The following is an 18168-nucleotide window of genomic DNA, read 5'->3' on the forward strand; positions in this document are numbered from 1 at the left end:
GGCGCAGACCGGGGGACCCAGCGGCGCCGAAGGCGATGTCTCGGCCGCACAGTGTTGGAAGATATTGGTCCTCGACAGGTTCGCGCTCACGCGCGCCGCTGGGTCCCCCGGTCTCCCCCCGCTTTCGCGGTGGTCGCCGGAGGATGACGAAAAAGGACTAACTCAGGGTCGCGCCGGTGGTGCGCATGATCTCGGCGCGCAGTTCGGGCAGGCCCAGGCCCTTCTCGGACGAGGTCAGGGCCACCACCGGGAAGGCGGCGGGGCGTTTGGAGATGGCCTTCAGCGTGGCCTCCTGGACCTTCTCGCCCTCGCCCTTCTTCAGCTTGTCGGCCTTGGTCAGGACGATCTGATAGCTGACGGCGGCCAGGTCCAGGGCGTCCAGAGCCTCTGTGTCCACGCTCTTCAGCCCGTGGCGGCTGTCGATCAGCAGATAGACCCGCTTCAACGTCACCCGGCCGCGCAGATAGTCGCGACCCAGGTCCTGGAACTTCTTGACCGTGGTCTTGGACGCCTTGGCCCAGCCATAGCCCGGCAGGTCGACCAGGCGCAGCTTGCCGTCCAGGTCGAAGAAGTTGACCTCGCGCGTGCGGCCCGGCTCGTTGGAGGCGCGGGCCAGCTTGTGCATCCCCACCAGCCCGTTGATCAGGCTGGACTTGCCGACGTTGGATCGGCCGGCGAAGGCGATCTCGGGCAGGTCGGGATCGGGCAGCTGCTCGATCTTGGCCGCGCCCATGACGAAGGTCGCCGGCCGCGCGAACAGGATGCGCGCGGCCTCGATCTCCTCGGGCGTGAACTCGGTCTCTTCGATCACGCCGGCGACTTCTTGAACCGGGCGAAGAAGGCGTCGATCGGGTTCTCGGCCTTGTAGCGGTGCATGATGACGTACTGCTGCAGGATCGTCAGCACGTTGGACCAGGCCCAGTAGATCAACAGGCCCGCCGCGAACGGCGCCATGATGAAGGTGAAGATCAGCGGCATGAACTGGAAGATCTGACGCTGGACCGGATCGGCCGCCGGCGGATTCATCGCCGTCTGCAGCCACATGGTCAGGCCATAGGCGATGGCCAGCAGACCCAGATGCAGCGGCCCGGCCAAGAGGCCGCCGATCAGCGGCGCCATCGACGGATCCCACGGGATCAGGCCAAACAGGTTCCAGATCGACGACGGATCGCGCGCCGACAGGTCGTGGATAAAGCCCAGGAACGGCTGGTGGCGCATTTCGATGGTGACGGTCAGCACCTTGTACAGGGCGTAGAAGACCGGAATCTGCAGCACCAGCGGAAGGCAACCGGCGACCGGATTGATCTTCTCGCGCTGATACAGGGCCATCGTCTCCTGCTGCTGCTTCTGCGGGTCGTCTTTGAACTTCTTCTTGATCTCCTCCATCTTGGGCTGGAGGTTCCGCATCTTGGACATCGAGGCGTAGGCGTTGTTCGCCAGCGGGAACATGACCAGTTTGACGATGACGGTCAGCGCCAGGATGGCCACGCCGAAGCTGCCGACCAGGCCATAGACGTTCTCCAGGATCCAGAAGATCGGGCGCGTCAGGAACCAGAACATGCCCCAGTCGATCGCATAGACGAAGCGCGGCAGGTTCAGGCTCTGCTCATAGGATTTCAGCACCTCGGCGCGCTTGACCCCGGCGAACAGGCGCTGGGTCTCGGTCGCGGTGGAGCCGGGCTGGACGGTGCGGGTCGTGCCCAGCAGATTGGCTTCCAGCTGCTGGCCGGCGCCCTCGCCGCGCACGCGGAATTCGGTTTCGACCGCCTCGTTCTGCTGGGGCAGCAGGGCCGCCAGCCAGTATTTGTCGGTGATGCCCAGCCAGCCGCCGGTCGAGGCGTTCTCGATGCGGGGCTCCTTCAGCCAGTCCTTGTACTTCTTCTGCTCGGTCCGATAGTCGCCGGGCTTGCCGAAGGTGCCGATGGCGCCCTCGTGGACGATGTGGGAGGAGCCGGCCGACGGCGGCACGCCCTGGCGCTGGACGCTGCCGTAGGGGGCGATGGTGATGGCCTGGGTTCCCAGGTTCTGGACCGTGTCCTGGATCGAGAAGACGTATTTGTCGTCCACCGACATGACGCGGGTGAAGCGCAGGCCCTGGCCGTTGTCCCAGGTCAGGGTGATCGGCGTGGTCGGCGTCAGGGTCGAGCCGTTGGTCAGGCGCCAGACGGTATTGGGTCCGGGCACGCCGCCGGCCACGTTCGGGCCGGTCCAGCCGAACTGGGCGAAATAGGCGTTCTGCATCCCCTGCGGGCGGAACAGCTCCACCGGCTGGGGCTTGTCCTGGACCTCGCGATAGTCGGTCAGGAACAGGTCGTCGATCCGCCCGCCCTGCAACGACAGCGAGCCCTTCAGCGTGCCCGACTGGATCGGCACCCGCGCGGCGCTGCTCAGCGCCTGGCTGCGGTCGGTGACGAAGGTGGGGCCTTGCGGGCTCAGCGCCGTGCGGGCGGCGTTCTCGGCCGTCTGCGACTGTTCGGCGTGGGCCTTCTGCTGCACGGCCCGACGCTCGGCCTGCGGACGCAGGACGGCGAAATAATAGATCCCCATGATCAGGGCCGAGCACACGATGAAGATGATCGTGTTGCGCGTGTTCTCGTTTTTCATGGAATCTGGCGGTCCTGGCCGGAAGGGGCGCGGGCGGGCGAAGGCTTGTCGGCCTTGGGTGTCGCCAGCCTTGTAAGGGTGGATTTCACGTCGTCAAGCAAACGGTCCCACGCGCGCTCCGTCGTGCCCATGCGGGCGATGAAGACATAGTCGCTTCCGGGCACGCCGTGATGGGCCAGCATGGCCCGCGCGGCCTCGCGCAGACGGCGTTTGGCGCGGTTGCGAACCACGGCCCCGCCGATCTTTTTGGTGGCGGTGAAGCCCAGGCCGATGTGCGGCGAACCGTCGCCGCGATCCAGCCGCTGGATCACCACGGCGCCGCGCGCCTCTGAAACGCCTTTGGCGGCCGCCAGGAACTGGGGCCGCCGCAACAGACGCTTGATCTGTAAAGGGTCGCTCATGCGTCCAGAGACCGGGACGCGATAAGCCGCTTACGCCGTCAGGCGCTTGCGGCCCTTGGCGCGACGGCGCGCAACGATCTTCTGGCCGTTCTTGGTGGCCATCCGGCTGCGGAAGCCGTGACGGCGCTTGCGCACGAGTCGCGACGGCTGATAGGTCCGCTTCACGGTCGGCTCCTGACGTTAAAAGGTTGGGCGACGGGGCAAGAGGCGTCCGCCGCAGGAAGGGCGGGCGTATAAGTCGCATGATCGCGCGAGTCAACGCTCGGTCGGCAATTCGGGAATGACGGACCTATGGCGAAACGAACGGCGAAGGAGTGGGCCCTGCGGCTGGCGCCGCTCGTGGCCATCGCCGGCCTGGTGGTCGCCTTCTTCGCCCTGGGCTGGAACCGCTATCTGTCGATGGATCTGATCCGCGAACACGGGCTGAACCTTCAGGCCTACGCCCGGGATCACTGGTGGATCGCGCTGGCGGCCTTCGTCGCCGTCTACGCCCTGGCCACCGCCTCGACCATTCCGGGGCCGGTCTTTCTGACCCTGCTGGGCGGAATGATGTTCGGCCCCTATGTCGGCGCCCTGGCCCAGTCGACGGGGGCGACGATCGGCTCGGTCGTCATCTATTATGTCTATCGCACCTCGATCGGCACCTGGCTGCGCGCCAAGTTCGAGGCGGACGCCGGTTTCATGGATCGGCTGGCCAAGGGGATCGACCGCAACGCCTTCACCACGCTCCTGACCCTGCGGATCATCCCCAGCGTGCCCTTCGTCCTGGTCAACGCGACGGCGGGGATGATGGCGGTGCCGCTGCGGCCCTATGTGATCGCCACCTTCGTCGGCCTGTTGCCGTCCACCTTCATCTACACCTGGATCGGATCGCAGCTGGGCGACCTGCTGCGCGCGGGCGTGCGGCCGGACCTGCCGCTGCTGCTGCACCAGTTCTTCTGGCCGCTGATGGGAGTGGTCTTCCTGTCGCTGCTGCTGCCCATCGGCATAAAGCTTTTCCAGATGATCCGTGCACGGCGGATCGCGGAGACGCCGGCATGAGCGCCCTGTTCGACCGGATCGCCGCGCGGCTGAACCTGTCGCCCGAACAGGCGGCCCTGTGGCGCGAACGCCTGACGCCGCGCGCGCCCGACGGCCTGTCGGCGCGGCTGCTGCTGCTGACGGCGGCCTTCACCCTGGCGGTGGAGGCGTTGATCATGGGGCCGAACCTGGCCGCCTTCCACGAGCGCTGGCTGCGCGACCGGCTGCAGGCCGCCGAACTGGCCTCGGTCGGGGTCGAGGCCCTGCCCTATAGTGCGGTGGAGGACGACACGGCGGCCGAGCTGATGCGGATCGGCGGGGTCCAGGCCGTGGCCCTGACCGAACAGGGGGTGCGGCGGCTGCTGCTGCAGGCCCCCAACCTGCCGCGCGCCCCCGAACTGATCGACCTGCGCCAGCAGGACAGCTGGGCGCGGCTGACCGACCCCTGGCGCACCCTGTTCGGCCACCCCGACCGTTCGCTGCGGGTCCAGGCCAAGCCGCGCTATCGCTCGGGCGACTTCATCGAGATCGTCACCCCGGCCCAGCCGCTGAAGCTGGAGCTGAAGGCGTTTCTGCTGAACAGTCTTCTGGTGTCGCTGCTGATCTCGGCGACGGCGGGGGCGCTTCTCTATGGCGGTCTGGCGCTTCTGGTGCTGCGTCCCTTGCGGCGCGTGACCCGGTCGATGGAGCGGTTCGCCGCCGACCCCGAAAGCGAGGCCGAGGCCCCGTCCGACCGGCACGACGAGATCGGCCGGGTCGAGCGCGAACTGAGCCGGATGCAGGAGGAGGTGCGCCATTCCCTGCGTTCTCGCGCGCGTCTGGTGGCGCTGGGCGAGGCGGTGGCCAAGATCAACCACGACCTGCGCAATATGCTGACCTCGGCCCAGATGGCGTCGGACCGACTGGCGTCGTCGGCCGACCCCCAGGTCGCCAAGGCCCTGCCTAGGCTGGAGCGCGCCCTCAGCCGCGCCGCCAGCCTGTCGCGCAACGTCCTGGAATACGGCAAGAGCGAGGAGCCCGCACCGCAGAAGACCCGCGTCGTCCTGACCAAGGCCCTGACCCTGGCGGCCGAGGACGCCGGGCTGGATCCCGACGGCGTGCGCCTGGTCAAACAGTTGCCGGCCCGGTTCGCGGTGGAGGCCGACCCGGACCAGCTGTATCGCATCCTGGTCAATCTGATGCGCAACGCCCGTCAGGCCATCGAGGCCGATCCGGGCCGTCCGCCCGAGCGACGCGGCCGGGGGGCCATCACCGTCAGCGCCTTCGGCGACGACGGCTTCTGCGTGGTCCGCATCGCCGACGACGGGCCGGGCATTCCGCCGCGCCTGGCCGAACGCCTGTTCGAACCCTTCGTCAGCTCCAAGACCTCTGACGGCACGGGCCTGGGCCTGACCATCTCGCGCGAACTGGCGGCCCTGCACGGCGGCGACCTGAGACTGGTCGAGGCGGATGGGGCAGGCGCCGTCTTCGAACTGCGCCTGCCGTCCTGATCGTTCGTCAGGCGGCCTTCAACGTGGCCATGTCGATGACGTAGCGATAGCGCACCTCGCCGTTCTCGACCCTGGTGAAGGCGTCGTTGATGTCGGCGATGTCGATGATCTCGACCTCGGGCGCGATGCCCTTGTCGGCGCAGAAGTCCAGCACGTCCTGGGTCTCCTGCAGATTGCCGATCAGCGACCCGCCCACCGTCTGGCGCTTGAACGCCAGCTTGGAGTTGTCCACGCCGTCCACGACATCCAGATTGCCCACCACGACGAAAGCCGCGTCACGTTTCATCAGATCCAGCAGGGCGCCGATCTCATGCTTCTCGGGCACGGTGGACAGGATGAAGTCGAACGCGCCGGCCAGCGGGGCTAGGGCGGTCTTGTCCGTCTCGACATAGGCCGCGTCGGCGCCCAGCGCCTTGGCCTGTTCGATCTTCTCGGGCGTGGAGGTCAGCACCGTCACCTCGCAGCCCAGACCCTTGGCCAGTTTCGCCGCCATGTGGCCCAGCCCCCCGAAGCCCAGCACCGCCACCTTGTCGCCGGCCTTGACGCCCCAGTGTTTCAGCGGCGACCAGGTGGTGACGCCGGCGCACAGGATCGGCGCGGCGGCCTTGGGGTCCAGGCCCTCGGGGATGCGCAGCACGAAATCCTCGGGCACGACCACCACATCGGAATAGCCGCCGAAGGTGTTGTCGCGGCCATAGGTGTTGCGGCCGTCCTCGGTTTCCGACGCCGGCGTCATCGGCCCGTTATAGGTGGCCAGCCAGCCGTTTGGCCCTTCGCAATAGTTCTGATCCCCGGCGCCGCACGGCGCGCAGGACCGGCAGCTGTCGATCATGCAGCCGACGCCGACCAGATCGCCTTCCTTGAAGCGCGAGGTCTCCGCCCCCGCCGACGTCACCCGCCCGACGATCTCGTGGCCGGGGACGCACGGATAGACGGTGTTGGCCCACTCGTTCTTCACCTGGTGAATGTCGGAGTGACAGACCCCGGCGTACAGCACCTCGATCACCAGTTCGTTGGGCTTGGGATCGTCGCGCTCGAACGTCATCCGCTCGAGCTTGGACAGGGCGGTCTTTGCGCCGTAACCGGTTGATTGGAACATGGAAGTCTCCAGGGTGCAGGGGATAATCCTGCAATCCCCCGGCGCCGCGGATGTTCCCGCCCGGCCTATTCCAGTCCGTCGTCGGACACGACGAAGGCGCGGTTCTCGGCCTTGGCCTGGGCGGCCAGTTCGTCCTGCACCAGATGCCAGCGCCGCAGCCGCTCGTAGTCGATGGCGTGTTCCGGCGAGGCGTCCAGCCAGTGGCGGAAATCCTCGATCTGCAGCCGGGCGTCGGCCGCCGCCGGATCCGGCAGGGCCGGCACATTGGGCAGCTGGCGCGCGACTTCGGCGGGAATGGGGAAGTCGCCGGACGAGGTGCTCAGGATCATGCGTCGTCTCTGATCGGATGTCGGAAGGGCTCTGGACCGACCATGCCGCGAAGCTGCACCGCGCGCCACCTTTTCGTGCGTGCGGCGTTGTCCCATCAGACAGGATATGGCCAAGCTGTATGCCGCAGCGGCCTTCCATCAAGGAGTAGATCGATGACCCTTCGCCCCTCGCTTCTGGTTCTGGCCCTGGCGCTCGCGGCGTCGCCGGCGGTCGCCCAAAGCGCGCCCCAGACGGCGCCCCAAAGCGCGTCCCAGACCCGGCCCTATGACGGCCCCGACGCCTATCGCGATCAGCGCGCCCTGCCTGATCCGGCCGATCGCGACGCCCTGCTGAAGGCGCGCGGCGAGGCCTATCATCGCGCCGGCGACGACAAGCAGACCGAGGAGGAGCTGCGCGCCACCCGCGCCCTGAACGACGAAATCGCGGCGCAGAACGCCCTGGCCGACAAGGCCGACGCCGACGCCCGCCTGGACTACGACGCCGCCCTGGCGCGTCACGAGATCGCCGTCCGCCAAGGCGAGGAGCAGGCTCGCGCCGCCGCCGAGGCGACCCGCGCCGCCCAGGACCAGTACGACCGCGACTATGCCGCCTGGCGCGAACAGGTCCGCCTGTGCCAGTCGGGCGTCCGCGCGGCCTGCGGCACGCCGGTCGGACCGGCGCGCTAGGGGCTACGCCTCAGGCGTTCGACGAAGCTTCGGTGATCGGGTCGTCGTCGATCCGGGGGCGCGGCCGCTTCGACCGGCCCGGCGGTGCCCGAAAGACGACGGGTGTCAGCCCGCGACCAGGCTCATGTCGCGCCGGGCCATCATGCGGTCGAACTCGGTCCACACGCCGTCGGCGCCGTGCCAGTTTCCTTGCGTCGCCGCCTTGGAATATTCGGTGGCGCGGGCCTCGAAGAAGTTGGCGTGTTCGACCCCCGACAACAGCGACTGCAGCCACGGCAGCGGGTTCTCCGTCACCCCATAGACTTCCGGCAGCTTCAACTGGCGCAGGCGCCAGTCGGCGATGAAGCGGATGTATTGTTTGATGTCGTCCGGCGTCATGCCCTGGACCGAGCCCATCTCGAAGGCCAGGTCGATGAACTTGTCCTCCATGTTCACCACCGTCTTGCAGCAGTCGACGATGTCGTCGGCGACGGTCTTGGTGACGGCGCCCGTCTCCTTGTTGAAGGCGTGATACAGCTTGATGATGCCTTCGCAGTGCAGGCTCTCGTCGCGCACCGACCAGGAAACGATCTGGCCCATGCCCTTCATCTTGTTCTGGCGGGGGAAGTTCATCAGCATGGCGAACGACGCGAACAGCTGAACGCCTTCCGAGAAGCCGCCGAACATGGCCAGGGTGCGGCAGATGTCGGCGTCGGAATCGACCCCGAACTGGCCCATATAGTCGTGCTTGTCCCGCATGGCTTCGTATTCCATGAAGGCGCCGAACTCGCTCTCGGGCATGCCGATGGTTTCGAGCAGCAGGGCGTAGGCCGCGATATGGATCGTCTCCATATTGCCGAAGGCGGCCAGCATCATCTTCACCTCGGTCGGTTTGAAGACCCGGCCGTAGCGTTCCATGTAGTTGTCCTGAACCTCGATGTCCGCCTGGGTGAAGAAGCGGAAGATCTGGGTCAGCAGATTGCGTTCGTTGTCGTTCAGGGTCGAGGCCCAGTCCTTGACGTCCTCGCCCAGCGGCACCTCTTCGGGCATCCAGTGGACCTGCTGCTGCTTCTTCCACATGTCGAACGCCCACGGATAGCGGAACGGCTTGTAGGCGGCGGACGGGGTCAAAAGACCGGCGCGGTCGGGATGGATGATCGGGGTGATGGCGTTCATCGAACTGGACCTGAGAGCGATTCCGAATACGCATTCACCATGCGACTCATCCTGTTCGGCGCCAAGCCGAAATTGGTCTATGTTGCGATCACATTTCGTTCGACCCGCTACATATAGTAGATTGGTCACAGCAAACTGGGGAGGGACCTGGGGATGAAATATCGCATCTACGGCGCGGCCGGTTCCGGCTCAGTCCCGGTCGAGGCGGCGCTGACCCTGATCGGCGCGCCCTATGAAGTGGTCGTGGACGCCCCCACCTGGGAAGGCGATCACCAGCGCGACCGCGTGGCGCCCGTCAATCCGATGCGCCAGTTGCCGGCCGTCATCGCGCCGGACGGCGAGACGATGACCGAGAGCGCGGCCATACTGATCTGGCTGGCCGAGCGGCATCCGCAGACCGGACTGGCGCCGGCGGCGGGCGATCCGGGCCGGGGTCAGTTCCTGCGCTGGATGACCTTCATCCCCGCGTCGATCTATTCGATGTACTGGGTGCGCGACGTTCCCGCGCGGCTGGCGGGCGACGATCCCGAGGATCAGGCGCGCATTCTGGAGCGGACGGAGGATCGGATCGCCGAATGCTGGCGGACGATGGAGGGCCAGTTGTCGCCCGGCCGGTTCCTGCTGGGCGACCGGATGACGATGCTGGACCTCTATGTGACCGTGGTCAGCCGCTGGCGGCCGATGCGGCGGCGCTTCTATATCGAGGCGCCGCGAATGGCCGAGGTGGTCCGGCGGATCGACGCCCTGCCCGAACTGGCCGACTTCTGGGCCACGCGCTATCCGTTCGAGGACGGCTGGGAAGGCTGAGGCGTCAAGCGGCCCGCGCCGCATCCGCCCGCTTGGAGACCGTGTCGAACACCGCCTCGATGGCGGCGTAGAGCTTGGCCTGGGTGACGGGCTTGGCCAGATGGCCGTCCATGCCGGCCGCGAGGCATCGGGCCGCATCCTCGGGCATGGCCTCGGCGGTCACCGCCAGAACGGGCACGTCGCAGGTCGGAGCATCCATGGAGCGCAAGGCGCGGGTGGCGGCCAGCCCATCCATCACCGGCATCCGCACATCCATCAGCACCAGGTCGAAAGACTGCGCCTTGAGCGCCTCCAAGGCCTGCTCCCCATCGCCGGCCTCGGCCGTTTCGCAGTCCGCCGCCTGGAGCATGATCCGCAACAGGTCGCGATTGGCGGGATGGTCGTCGACGATCAGAACCCGTGTGCGCCGGCTGTGGAGCGGCTCCATCGCCTCCTCCTCCTCCGTGGCGACGCTCGGCGCCGGCACGGTCAGGGTGATGGTCGAACCCTGCCAAAGGACGCTTTCAACCGTCACGGTCCCGCCTAGACAATTGATATGGGTCTTGGCGAGGGCCAGTCCCACGCCGGCCCCTTCATGAGCGCGACTGGTCGTGGCGTCGGCCTGTTCGAACAGACGGAACACCCCCGCGCGCGTCGCCTCGTCCATGCCGCAACCGGTATCGGACACGTCCAGGATCAGCCGGTCTTCCGTCCGGCGCACCGTCAGGCCCACCCGGCCGTGCGCCGTGAACTTGACCGCGTTCTGCGCCAGATGGTGCAGGGTCTGACGCAAGCGCCGGGCGTCGATCAGGATGCGCCCCTCGGCTTCCGGCGCGATGCGGACGTCGAAGTCCAGCCCCTTGACCCTGGCCCACTCGCGGGCGGGTGCAACGGCGTCCTCGATGATCTCTCGCAGGTCATTGACCCTGGGCGCAACCTCGACTCCGCCGCGCGACACCTCAAGCAGATCCTCGACCAGACGCAGCATGGCCTCGCCGCAGTGGCGAACGGCGTCGACCTGGCGCACGCCCTCGGCATCCAGGCTGGGGTTGCGCGACAGCAGGTCGGCGTAGCCGGTGACGCCGGTCAGGGGCGTACGCATCTCATGGCTCATCATCGCCAGGAACCGGCTCTTCGCGGCGCGATCCGCTTCGGCGCGCCTTCGCGCGGCCAGGGCGACCTCGGTACGTGTCTTCAGACGCTCGACCAACCGCCGCCGTTCGCTCGACAGGGTGGTGATGGGCAAGGCCGTGCCCAGCAGCGCCAGCAGAAACAGATGGAAGACGCCCATTTGCCGCATCGCGACGGGAACGCCCTGCATCTCCGGCGTGGCCGCCAGTCTTGTCAAGGTGATCGGCCCATGCCCCGTCAGGGTCGCAGCGGCCGCCCAGACGGAGATCAGCATCACCGCGCTCGCTGTCCAGGGCGGCGAAAGGCGAAAGGCCAGCAGGATCAGGGGCGGGAAGACCAGGAACAGCACCGGCGCCTGACTCTGGCTGAAGACGGCCGCCGTCAGACCCACGACCAGACCGGCCAGCAGCGCAATCTCGGGCAGACGCGCCACCCCGTCGGCGCGAAACCTGTGCTGGCGCGCCATCAGCAACAGAGAGGGGGCCACGATCAGCATGGCCAAGGCCTCCATCTCGAACAGATAACGCAGCCGATAGGCCAGGCCGCCAAAGGGGGTGTGCCCCATGACCAGGATCAGAAGGCCCGCAAGGCCCGTGCTGAGGGCGACGGCGGGGATCAGGGCCAGGGCGAACCGCAGCAGCCGACGCGGGCGGCGCATGTCCAGAGCCGCACCGCCGAAGCGACGCGCCAGAACGGTGGTGACAAGCACCTGGATCAGGTTGAACAGGGCGTTCCCCCACAGCGCCGCCCCTGCGTCGCCTCGCACCAGATTGCCCAGAAGGTTGAGGGCGACCGCCGCCCCCATCACCTGAACCGCCTGTTTCCGGGGCAACTGCAGCAAGGCCGCCACCAGCACGGCGTTGGCCGGCCATAGGATGGTCACGGAAAAGGTCTGCGCCATCCAGAAACCGGCCAACTGGCAAACGGCGAACAGCGCCAGATAGGCCCAGGCGGGCGGGCCGGCGACACGGCCGGCTTCATGGCGAAACAGGCGCCACGGGACGGGTTTCATGAAGCGCGTCGTGCTGGTCATGGAATGAGCATCGCACGCAGGTCTTAATGATCCCGGCGCCGTTGACTTAGGTATTTTCCCGGAACCGGGGCGGGTCGTCGTCGTTTCCCTGCCCTCGCCAGGGAGGGTGCAGCCGATGTCCGACGTGATCGCCGAACCGACGTTCGAACCGCCGGCCGACGCCCTGGCCTTCTACGAGGAAAGCCTGCGCCTGCTGAAGGAAAGCGGCATCCCCTTCCTGCTGTCGGGCACCTATGCGGTGACGGCCTATACCGGCATCCGCCGGCCGACCAAGGACCTGGATGTCTTCTGCAAGCCCGGCGACTATCCCCGCATCCTGGCCTTCTTCCAGAAGCACGGCTACCGCACCGACGTCGAGGACGAGCGCTGGATCGCCAAGGTGTGGAAGGACGAGAAACACTTCTTCGACGTCATCTTCGCCATGTCGAACGGCACCATCGCCGTGTCCGACAGCTGGTTCAGCGAGGACCGGATCACCGTCTATGGCCATCAGGTCCAGATCACACCACCCACGGCCCTGATCCTGTCCAAGGTCTTCATCCAGGACCGCTATCGCTATGACGGCGCCGACGTGAACCACGTCATCCTGAAACAGTCCGACGCCATCGACTGGAAGAGCCTGCTGGACCAGATGGACCTGTATTGGGAGGTTCTGGCGGCGCATCTGCTGAACTTCCGCTTCGCCTATCCGACCGAGCGCGACCGGGTCCCGCGCTGGCTGATGGAGGAGCTGGTCGAGCGGCTGACGGCCCAGATCGACCTGCCGGCGCCGCGCGTGAAGGTGTGTCGCGGCCGGCTGTTCAGCCCGCGCGACTATGTCGCCGACGTCGCCGAATGGGGCTTTGGCGACGTGGTCGGCAAGGGGCTGGAGGAACGCCACGATCCGGTCAATCTGGGCCACTGAGAGGGAGAGCCGCCATGACCGACGCGACCGTCGATCCCCAGACGCCCCAGCCCGGCCTGGAGCCCGGCCCGGCCAGGAAGATGCGCGTCGCCGCCGTCGGCGACCTGCACGTCGGGGAGACCAGCGAACGGCTTTATCGCGACCTGTTCGAGCGGGTGGCGGACGACGCCGACGTCTTGTGCCTGTGCGGCGACCTGACCAACTACGGCAAGACGCCCGAGGTGGAGCGCCTGCTGGAGGATCTGAAGCTCTGCACCATCCCCATGGTCGGCGTCCTGGGCAATCACGAACACGAATGCGGCCAGCCGGAGGAGGTCGAGCGGATGCTGACCGACGCCGGGGTCAAGATGCTGAACGGCGAGGCCTATGAGATCGACGGCGTGGGGTTTGCGGGCGGCAAGGGATTCGTCGGCGGCTTCGGCCGCTATATGCTGTCCTCGTTCGGCGAGGCCTCGATCAAGCGGTTCGTGCAGGAGGCGGTCGAGGACGCCAATCTGCTGGAAAACTCGATCCGCAAACTGCGCACCGAACGGTCGGTCGTGCTTTTGCACTATGCGCCCGTGGTCGAGACGGTGATGGGCGAACCGCCCGAGATTCACGCCTTCCTGGGGTCGTCGCGTTTGGCCGAGACCATCGACCGCTATGACAACGTCAGTCTGGTGGTCCACGGCCACGCCCATCGCGGCGGGCCGGAGGGACGGACCAACCGGAGCGTTCCGGTCTATAATGTCGCCCTGCCGGTGCTGAGGACCCTGGGGGACACGCCCTATCGGGTCTTTGAAATCTGACGCTTGTGGTCCACGGTAAGCGCTCTCGGGCCTGACCACAGGCCCCTTGCGGCCGATATCGGCCTCGCCCCGGAGTTCTTGCATGCGTCTTCTGTCCTGCACCGCCGCCGTCGCGGCCCTGGTCCTGAGCGGACCGACCCTGGCCGCCGCCCAGACGGCCACCGCCCCGGCCCCCGCCGCCCAGCCCGCCGCTCCCGCGCCTGCCGAAGCGGCCGAAAGCCCGGAAGCCGCCGCCTTCGAAGCCAAGGGCGAGGCTTTCGAAACCAGCATGGAAGCCATGGCGACGGAAATGCAGGCGGCCGCCGCCCAGGCCGACAAGGCCAAGGCCAAGACCGATCTGGACGCCCTGCAGGCCCGCTATCAGAGCCAGGCCGACACCTTCGCCGAGGAACTGCAGACCTATGCGGTCGCTCAGGGCGCCCCGGCCGATCAGATGGCCATGGCCGCCACCCAGATCAGATCCATCCCCGCCATGGTCCGCGCCAAGGCGGAGGAAGCGGCCGCCGCGCCGGCGCCGGCCCAGCCGCAGTAAGGCCGCCTTACCGCGATTTCACTTGAGGCGGGGCCGCCGAGAGCGGAGTTTGCGCGGGTCATTTTTGGGGGAGCTGTCCCATGATCCGTCTTCTCGGCCTCGGCGCCGCCCTGCCTCTGGTGCTGATCAGCCTCGCCTCGCCGGCCGCCGCCCGTGTTCAGGACACGCCGCCCACGGCGGCCGAAGCGCGGATGGAGGCCGCCTCCGACGCCTTCGAGGCGCGGATGGAGGAGTTCGGCAAACGCGCCGAGGCGCTTTCCGAGGACGCCAGCCTCAGCGAGGCGCAGCGGGGCAGCCGCATCGCAGCCCTGTGGAGCGAATACGCCCCGGACGTCGCCGCCTTCACCACCGAGACGGCCAAACACGCCGGCGAAATGGCGGCCGAGGCGCTCAAGAACATCGACGTCGACACCCTGGTCGCCGACGCCCTGAACGACCCGGAGGTCAAACAGGCGATCGAGGATGGCGCGCGCTACGGCTCGGTTGTCGGAACCGGCATCGCGCAGAACGGGACCTGGGCCAATCCCGACCCCGAACAGATGGTGACCTATGGGCTGATCGCCCAGTATGCGCTGGACCAGGCCGCCGACGCCGTCGGGTCCGAAGCCGTCGAAGCGCCCCAGGCGCCTGAACCACCTGCACCGCCCCAGGCGCCCCGCCGTCCGGGCGCCTGATCCCCGACCGCACCTGATGCGCAAGGCTTGACCGCGCGCGGCGGACCAGCGACATCGCGCCGCATGTCCGCCCTGCCCGTCGATCCGCACCTGTATTCGACCTTCCTGGGCGTCATGGCGGTAATGGCCGTCACGCCTGGCCCGGCCAATCTGTTCGCGGTGGCGACCGGGGTGGAGAAGGGGCGCGCCTCGGCCCTGGTCGGGGTGCTGGGCATGAATGCGGCGACCCTGGTCTGGTTCGGCGCGGCGGCGCTGGGCCTTGGCGCCCTGGTCAAGGCCTTTCCCGCCGCCTTCAAGGTCGTCGCCGTGCTCGGCGCCCTCTATGTCGCCTGGCTGGGGATCAAGGCGTTGCGCGGCGCCTTCGCCACCGCCGCCCAGCCCGATCATGTCGTGGTTCGCCGGGGACGCAGCGCCCTGGTCGACGGTTTCGCGGTCCAGATCGCCAACCCCAAGGCCATCCTGTTCTTCACCGCCGTCCTGCCGCCCTTCGTGGACGTCAGCCGGCCGGTCGCGCCGCAGATGGCCCTGTTCGCCGTCGCGGCCATCGGCATTGATATGATGTCGATGAGCGCCTACGCCCTGTCCGGCGCGGCCCTGTCGCAGCGGATGCAGCAGCCCCGCTTTCGCAAGGGGTTCGGCGTCTTCGTCGGCGTGCTGCTGATGACGGCGGCGGTGCTGATCGTCGCAAGGCTCTAGAAATGGCGACGCTACGGCCTAGATTGGATGGGAACGCCGCCGTTCATGCTCCGTTCAGCCGTCAGCGCGCCCGAATGGGCGATCAAGGAGTTTGATTTCATGAAAGCCCTACCTTTGAAGACCCTGGCGATGACGGTGGCTGCGGGGCTGGCCCTCGCCGCCTGCGCCACCGCCACCCCGTATCAGCCCGCCGGGCTGAACGGCCAGCGCGGCGGCTATGCCGAACAGCGGCTGGAGAACAACCGCTTCCGCGTCAGCTTCTCCGGCAATTCCGTCACCTCGCGCGATCAGGTCGAGATGGGCCTGCTGCTGCGCTCGGCGGAGCTGACGGCCGAAAGCGGCTATGACTGGTTCGCCACCGTCAACCGCGCCACCGACCGCGACACCCGCTTCGTCGGCACGCCCGATCCCTTCTACTCGCGCTACAACAGCTTCTATGGTCCCTATTGGGGTCCGTCGTGGCGCTACTATCGCGGCGGCTTCTGGAGCCCGTGGGACCGTTGGGGCTGGGGCGCCAGCGACTTCGACGTGCGCCAGGTGGATCGCTTCGAGGCCAACGCCGAGATCGTCATGGGCCGGGGCGCCAAGCCCGCCAACGACCCCAACGCCTTCGACGCGCGCGAGGTGATCCAGAACCTGGGTCCGCAGGTCACGCGGCCGACTTCGTAAGCCACGGCTTTCGCGGCCGTATGCTCAAGCCCTCTCCCCGCCGGGAGAGGGCTTTTGTCTATCCGACGCGCGGCGACTTCAGCCGGCGCTTGTTGGAGTGGGTGGCCGGCGCGGCGCCCAGGTTCTCCGGCACCTCGCCCTTGAAGTAATACCGCTGCCACGCCTCCTTGGCCGCGTCGGGATCGCCGCCGGCCAGACGCTGGTTGAAGTCGGTGCGGGCGCGGTTCCAGGCCTCGAACTGGCCCTTCATCACCGGATTGGATTCCAGCGTGCGGATGATCGGCTGGAACTGTTCGACCTTCTTGTGTTCGATCAGATTGATGAAGCAGAAGGGCTCGCCCTTCTCGAAGGTGATCCGTCCGGGCCGGGTGAATATCCAGTTCATCGTGAAGGGGAAGGGCAGCCAGTCCGTCTCGATCAGTCCGACCAGCGGCTGAATCCCGTCCTTCACGTGGTTGGGCGATCCCGAACACATCATTCCCCAGCCCGGCGGCGTGCGGAACAGATACTGGGGATGCATGGTCATGACCCCGCGCGAGAAGTGCGAGGTGACGAAATGGTCCAGGTCGTGCTGGGGCCGGTCCGGCGTTATGACGATGTCTTCCTGGCGCGGACCGCCGTTCCACTCGGCCGAGAAGCCGAACGGACACAGGATCTCCCACCCCGTGGTGTTGGCCATGTTCAGCGGCAGGCAGCGATAGGGGTGGCGGCTGATGAAGGCGTCCATCCAGTTGCGCGACTGGCGGCCGGGCACCAGGTCCGGCGGCCGGGCCGTCATCGGATAGCATTCCAGTTCCAGCGGGCGTGTCTTGACGGTATCGACCATGAACATTTCCTAACGCCCGAAATCCAATGGCTCAACCATGACCGACGCACCCGCGCCCACCCCGGCTTTCGACCGCGACCGACTGACCGCCTGGCTGGCCGACAACGGCGTGGACCATGTGACCCACGACCACCCGGCCGTCTTCCGCGTCGAGGAAGGGCTGGACCTCAAGGCCGACCTGCCCGGCGCCCACACCAAGAACCTGTTCCTGAAGGATCACAAGGGCCGGCTGTGGTTGATCTCGGCGCGCCAGGACACGGTGATCGACCTGAAGCGCGCGGCGGGCGTCATGGGGTCGGGACGGCTGTCGTTCGGAAACGAGACCCTGCTGTGGGAAACGCTGGGCGTCCGCCCCGGTTCTGTCACGGCGCTGGGTCTGATCAACGACACGGACCGCCGCGTGACCTTGGTCCTGGACCGCCGCCTGTGGGACGCCGACATCGTCAACGTCCACCCCCTGACCAATACGGCGACCACCGCCCTGGATCAGTCGGCCTTTCGGCGAGTGCTGGCGCTGCTGGGGCGGGAGCCGATCGTGGTGGATTTTGAGGCTCTGACCTTAGGCGTCTAGCGCTGCCTTTGCGCCGTCGTAACCGCCTGGCCGCCATCGAAGATCGTCACCTGGTCGCCGTCGAAGGCGAATTGCAAATCCCGGTCGGTCGCGGCGAAGCGTGCATCGCTGATCGGAAAGAGGGCCAGTGACAGATTGCCGGACTGCATCCGCAAGCCCTGTCCCTCGACTGACAGGGTCACGTCGCCGAAGTCCGGCGAGCGATACCGACCCGCGAATGACGGCAGTCTCGCTGCGTCGAACGCCGCATCGACGGGCGGCGGAGCATAGGGCGGCGGGCCGTGGTCGTAGCTGACCACGCGGGCCATCCGCCATCGCCCGTCCTCACGACGCCAGACATCGGCGAAGCGGGCGCGGGCGCTGACATGTTCGGCCTTGCCGTCCTGCCGGACGTAGAACTGATGGTCGCCGACGAGGAAGATGTTTTGGTCCGCCAGCGGGAAGGCCTGAACCGTGCCCTCGACGACCTGGCGGCGCAGATGCTGGCCCGGCGTCCCGCATGGCCCGCTCATCAGCGAGGCGACGATGGCGTCGCGCCCGCGCGTCAGGCCCGTGATGTCGTGATAGAATTCCGCGTCCTCGGTAAAGGCGTCAGCCATCCTACCACGGTCGCAGACATTATAGGCGGCCCAAAAGGCCTCGTCCGCCCGTTCCACCTCGACGGCGGGCGTCGGGGCAGGATCGGAACCCGTCGCCCCGCCTGCCAGGGATGCAGCAAGGATCGCCGCGATGATGATCATGTCTTCTCACTCGAAACTCAGGCTCGAAGGACAGGAGGCGTTGAGCGACCCGAA

The 18168-nt window shown here is 67.3% G+C and carries 21 protein-coding genes; 11 read left to right on the forward strand and 10 right to left on the reverse strand.

What is annotated here, in order from left to right:
- Positions 1-157: 157 nt before the first annotated feature.
- The 4 genes from yihA to rpmH are packed head-to-tail and all read right to left on the reverse strand — an operon-like array spanning position 158 to position 3170.
- Positions 158-811 carry a ribosome biogenesis GTP-binding protein YihA/YsxC gene (yihA, locus tag B3Z70_RS02170; protein WP_292020205.1) on the reverse strand — a complete coding sequence of 218 codons (654 nt, stop codon included), beginning with the start codon at positions 809-811 and terminating at the stop codon, positions 158-160.
- The gene (yidC, locus tag B3Z70_RS02175) at positions 808-2604 is read right to left on the reverse strand and encodes a membrane protein insertase YidC (RefSeq protein WP_292020207.1); all 1797 of its coding nucleotides are present in this window, start codon (positions 2602-2604) and stop codon (positions 808-810) included. Before yidC ends, yihA begins: the two co-directional genes overlap by 4 nt.
- Positions 2601-3005, reverse strand: coding sequence for a ribonuclease P protein component (gene rnpA / locus B3Z70_RS02180; protein WP_292020209.1), 405 nt, complete (start codon positions 3003-3005; stop codon positions 2601-2603). Before rnpA ends, yidC begins: the two co-directional genes overlap by 4 nt.
- A gap of 30 nt (positions 3006-3035) precedes the next feature.
- Positions 3036-3170, reverse strand: a complete 135-nt coding sequence (rpmH, locus tag B3Z70_RS02185) for a 50S ribosomal protein L34 (RefSeq protein WP_003164000.1) — start codon at positions 3168-3170, stop codon at positions 3036-3038.
- Positions 3171-3296: 126 nt separating this feature from the next.
- On the opposite strand from rpmH, the gene B3Z70_RS02190 reads away from it, so the two are divergent.
- On the forward strand, positions 3297-4046 hold the full coding sequence (locus B3Z70_RS02190; protein WP_292020211.1) for a TVP38/TMEM64 family protein: 750 nt from the start codon (positions 3297-3299) through the stop codon (positions 4044-4046).
- Complete coding sequence (locus B3Z70_RS02195; RefSeq protein WP_292020213.1) at positions 4043-5515, forward strand: sensor histidine kinase; 1473 nt, start codon at positions 4043-4045, stop codon at positions 5513-5515. The genes B3Z70_RS02190 and B3Z70_RS02195 overlap by 4 nt, the downstream gene beginning before the upstream one ends.
- Before the next feature lie 7 nt (positions 5516-5522).
- On the opposite strand, the gene B3Z70_RS02200 is transcribed toward B3Z70_RS02195, so the two are convergent.
- Both B3Z70_RS02200 and B3Z70_RS02205 read right to left on the reverse strand, forming a co-directional pair.
- Positions 5523-6614, reverse strand: a complete 1092-nt coding sequence (locus B3Z70_RS02200; RefSeq protein ID WP_292020215.1) for an NAD(P)-dependent alcohol dehydrogenase — start codon at positions 6612-6614, stop codon at positions 5523-5525.
- Positions 6615-6679: 65 nt separating this feature from the next.
- Positions 6680-6943 (reverse strand): hypothetical protein, encoded by a 264-nt coding sequence (locus B3Z70_RS02205; RefSeq protein WP_292020217.1) that lies wholly within the window; start codon positions 6941-6943, stop codon positions 6680-6682.
- 153 nt (positions 6944-7096) lie between these two features.
- On the opposite strand from B3Z70_RS02205, the gene B3Z70_RS02210 reads away from it, so the two are divergent.
- Positions 7097-7609 (forward strand): hypothetical protein, encoded by a 513-nt coding sequence (locus B3Z70_RS02210; RefSeq protein WP_292020219.1) that lies wholly within the window; start codon positions 7097-7099, stop codon positions 7607-7609.
- 105 nt (positions 7610-7714) lie between these two features.
- On the opposite strand, the gene B3Z70_RS02215 is transcribed toward B3Z70_RS02210, so the two are convergent.
- The gene (locus tag B3Z70_RS02215) at positions 7715-8764 is read right to left on the reverse strand and encodes a ribonucleotide-diphosphate reductase subunit beta (RefSeq protein WP_292044539.1); all 1050 of its coding nucleotides are present in this window, start codon (positions 8762-8764) and stop codon (positions 7715-7717) included.
- 153 nt (positions 8765-8917) lie between these two features.
- Here B3Z70_RS02215 and B3Z70_RS02220 point away from each other — a divergent pair, with 153 nt between their 5' ends.
- On the forward strand, positions 8918-9571 hold the full coding sequence (locus tag B3Z70_RS02220; protein WP_409410549.1) for a glutathione S-transferase family protein: 654 nt from the start codon (positions 8918-8920) through the stop codon (positions 9569-9571).
- Positions 9572-9575: 4 nt separating this feature from the next.
- On the opposite strand, the gene B3Z70_RS02225 is transcribed toward B3Z70_RS02220, so the two are convergent.
- Positions 9576-11714 carry a response regulator gene (locus B3Z70_RS02225; protein WP_292020223.1) on the reverse strand — a complete coding sequence of 713 codons (2139 nt, stop codon included), beginning with the start codon at positions 11712-11714 and terminating at the stop codon, positions 9576-9578.
- 115 nt (positions 11715-11829) lie between these two features.
- Here B3Z70_RS02225 and B3Z70_RS02230 point away from each other — a divergent pair, with 115 nt between their 5' ends.
- The 6 genes from B3Z70_RS02230 to B3Z70_RS02255 all read left to right on the forward strand — a co-directional run bounded on the left by B3Z70_RS02230 (position 11830) and on the right by B3Z70_RS02255 (position 15977).
- Positions 11830-12618, forward strand: a complete 789-nt coding sequence (locus B3Z70_RS02230; protein ID WP_292020225.1) for a hypothetical protein — start codon at positions 11830-11832, stop codon at positions 12616-12618.
- 14 nt (positions 12619-12632) lie between these two features.
- Positions 12633-13406 (forward strand): metallophosphoesterase family protein, encoded by a 774-nt coding sequence (locus tag B3Z70_RS02235; RefSeq protein ID WP_292020227.1) that lies wholly within the window; start codon positions 12633-12635, stop codon positions 13404-13406.
- An 82-nt stretch (positions 13407-13488) separates the two neighbouring features.
- The gene (locus B3Z70_RS02240; protein ID WP_292044540.1) at positions 13489-13938 is read left to right on the forward strand and encodes a translation initiation factor IF-2; all 450 of its coding nucleotides are present in this window, start codon (positions 13489-13491) and stop codon (positions 13936-13938) included.
- Between the two features lie 80 nt (positions 13939-14018).
- Entirely contained in the window at positions 14019-14612 is a 594-nt protein-coding gene (locus B3Z70_RS02245; protein WP_292044541.1) for a hypothetical protein, read from the forward strand.
- 63 nt (positions 14613-14675) lie between these two features.
- Entirely contained in the window at positions 14676-15308 is a 633-nt protein-coding gene (locus tag B3Z70_RS02250; RefSeq protein WP_292020881.1) for a LysE family translocator, read from the forward strand.
- A 99-nt stretch (positions 15309-15407) separates the two neighbouring features.
- Positions 15408-15977, forward strand: a complete 570-nt coding sequence (locus B3Z70_RS02255) for a CC0125/CC1285 family lipoprotein (protein WP_292020879.1) — start codon at positions 15408-15410, stop codon at positions 15975-15977.
- Between the two features lie 58 nt (positions 15978-16035).
- On the opposite strand, the gene B3Z70_RS02260 is transcribed toward B3Z70_RS02255, so the two are convergent.
- Positions 16036-16803, reverse strand: coding sequence for a DUF6065 family protein (locus B3Z70_RS02260; protein ID WP_292020876.1), 768 nt, complete (start codon positions 16801-16803; stop codon positions 16036-16038).
- Between the two features lie 37 nt (positions 16804-16840).
- On the opposite strand from B3Z70_RS02260, the gene B3Z70_RS02265 reads away from it, so the two are divergent.
- Positions 16841-17374: a prolyl-tRNA synthetase associated domain-containing protein gene (locus B3Z70_RS02265; protein ID WP_292020874.1), complete on the forward strand. Its 534-nt coding sequence runs from the start codon at positions 16841-16843 to the stop codon at positions 17372-17374.
- Here B3Z70_RS02265 and B3Z70_RS02270 read toward each other — a convergent pair.
- A complete protein-coding gene (locus tag B3Z70_RS02270; RefSeq protein ID WP_292020873.1) occupies positions 17371-18114 on the reverse strand; it encodes a DUF4440 domain-containing protein in 744 nt (247 codons plus the stop codon). The two genes, B3Z70_RS02265 and B3Z70_RS02270, sit on opposite strands and share 4 nt — an antisense overlap.
- Between the last annotated feature and the right edge of the window lie 54 nt (positions 18115-18168).

The sequence above is a fragment of the Brevundimonas sp. UBA6550 genome (assembly GCF_002434505.1).
Classification (GTDB): Bacteria; Pseudomonadota; Alphaproteobacteria; order Caulobacterales; family Caulobacteraceae; genus Brevundimonas.

What these genes read in the sequence shown, in the direction of transcription:
- B3Z70_RS02200 (WP_292020215.1), bottom strand. Translation starts at nt 6,614, where the DNA reads ATGTTCCAATCAACCGGTTACGGCGCAAAGACCGCCCTGTCCAAGCTC.
- yidC (WP_292020207.1), bottom strand. Translation starts at nt 2,604, where the DNA reads ATGAAAAACGAGAACACGCGCAACACGATCATCTTCATCGTGTGCTCG.
- B3Z70_RS02235 (WP_292020227.1), top strand. Translation starts at nt 12,633, where the DNA reads ATGACCGACGCGACCGTCGATCCCCAGACGCCCCAGCCCGGCCTGGAG.
- B3Z70_RS02210 (WP_292020219.1), top strand. Translation starts at nt 7,097, where the DNA reads ATGACCCTTCGCCCCTCGCTTCTGGTTCTGGCCCTGGCGCTCGCGGCG.
- B3Z70_RS02255 (WP_292020879.1), top strand. Translation starts at nt 15,408, where the DNA reads ATGAAAGCCCTACCTTTGAAGACCCTGGCGATGACGGTGGCTGCGGGG.
- B3Z70_RS02265 (WP_292020874.1), top strand. Translation starts at nt 16,841, where the DNA reads ATGACCGACGCACCCGCGCCCACCCCGGCTTTCGACCGCGACCGACTG.
- B3Z70_RS02270 (WP_292020873.1), bottom strand. Translation starts at nt 18,114, where the DNA reads ATGATCATCATCGCGGCGATCCTTGCTGCATCCCTGGCAGGCGGGGCG.
- B3Z70_RS02215 (WP_292044539.1), bottom strand. Translation starts at nt 8,764, where the DNA reads ATGAACGCCATCACCCCGATCATCCATCCCGACCGCGCCGGTCTTTTG.
- B3Z70_RS02190 (WP_292020211.1), top strand. Translation starts at nt 3,297, where the DNA reads ATGGCGAAACGAACGGCGAAGGAGTGGGCCCTGCGGCTGGCGCCGCTC.
- B3Z70_RS02205 (WP_292020217.1), bottom strand. Translation starts at nt 6,943, where the DNA reads ATGATCCTGAGCACCTCGTCCGGCGACTTCCCCATTCCCGCCGAAGTC.
- B3Z70_RS02220 (WP_409410549.1), top strand. Translation starts at nt 8,918, where the DNA reads ATGAAATATCGCATCTACGGCGCGGCCGGTTCCGGCTCAGTCCCGGTC.
- B3Z70_RS02225 (WP_292020223.1), bottom strand. Translation starts at nt 11,714, where the DNA reads ATGACCAGCACGACGCGCTTCATGAAACCCGTCCCGTGGCGCCTGTTT.
- B3Z70_RS02245 (WP_292044541.1), top strand. Translation starts at nt 14,019, where the DNA reads ATGATCCGTCTTCTCGGCCTCGGCGCCGCCCTGCCTCTGGTGCTGATC.
- B3Z70_RS02240 (WP_292044540.1), top strand. Translation starts at nt 13,489, where the DNA reads ATGCGTCTTCTGTCCTGCACCGCCGCCGTCGCGGCCCTGGTCCTGAGC.
- B3Z70_RS02260 (WP_292020876.1), bottom strand. Translation starts at nt 16,803, where the DNA reads ATGGTCGATACCGTCAAGACACGCCCGCTGGAACTGGAATGCTATCCG.
- rnpA (WP_292020209.1), bottom strand. Translation starts at nt 3,005, where the DNA reads ATGAGCGACCCTTTACAGATCAAGCGTCTGTTGCGGCGGCCCCAGTTC.
- B3Z70_RS02230 (WP_292020225.1), top strand. Translation starts at nt 11,830, where the DNA reads ATGTCCGACGTGATCGCCGAACCGACGTTCGAACCGCCGGCCGACGCC.
- B3Z70_RS02195 (WP_292020213.1), top strand. Translation starts at nt 4,043, where the DNA reads ATGAGCGCCCTGTTCGACCGGATCGCCGCGCGGCTGAACCTGTCGCCC.
- B3Z70_RS02250 (WP_292020881.1), top strand. Translation starts at nt 14,676, where the DNA reads ATGTCCGCCCTGCCCGTCGATCCGCACCTGTATTCGACCTTCCTGGGC.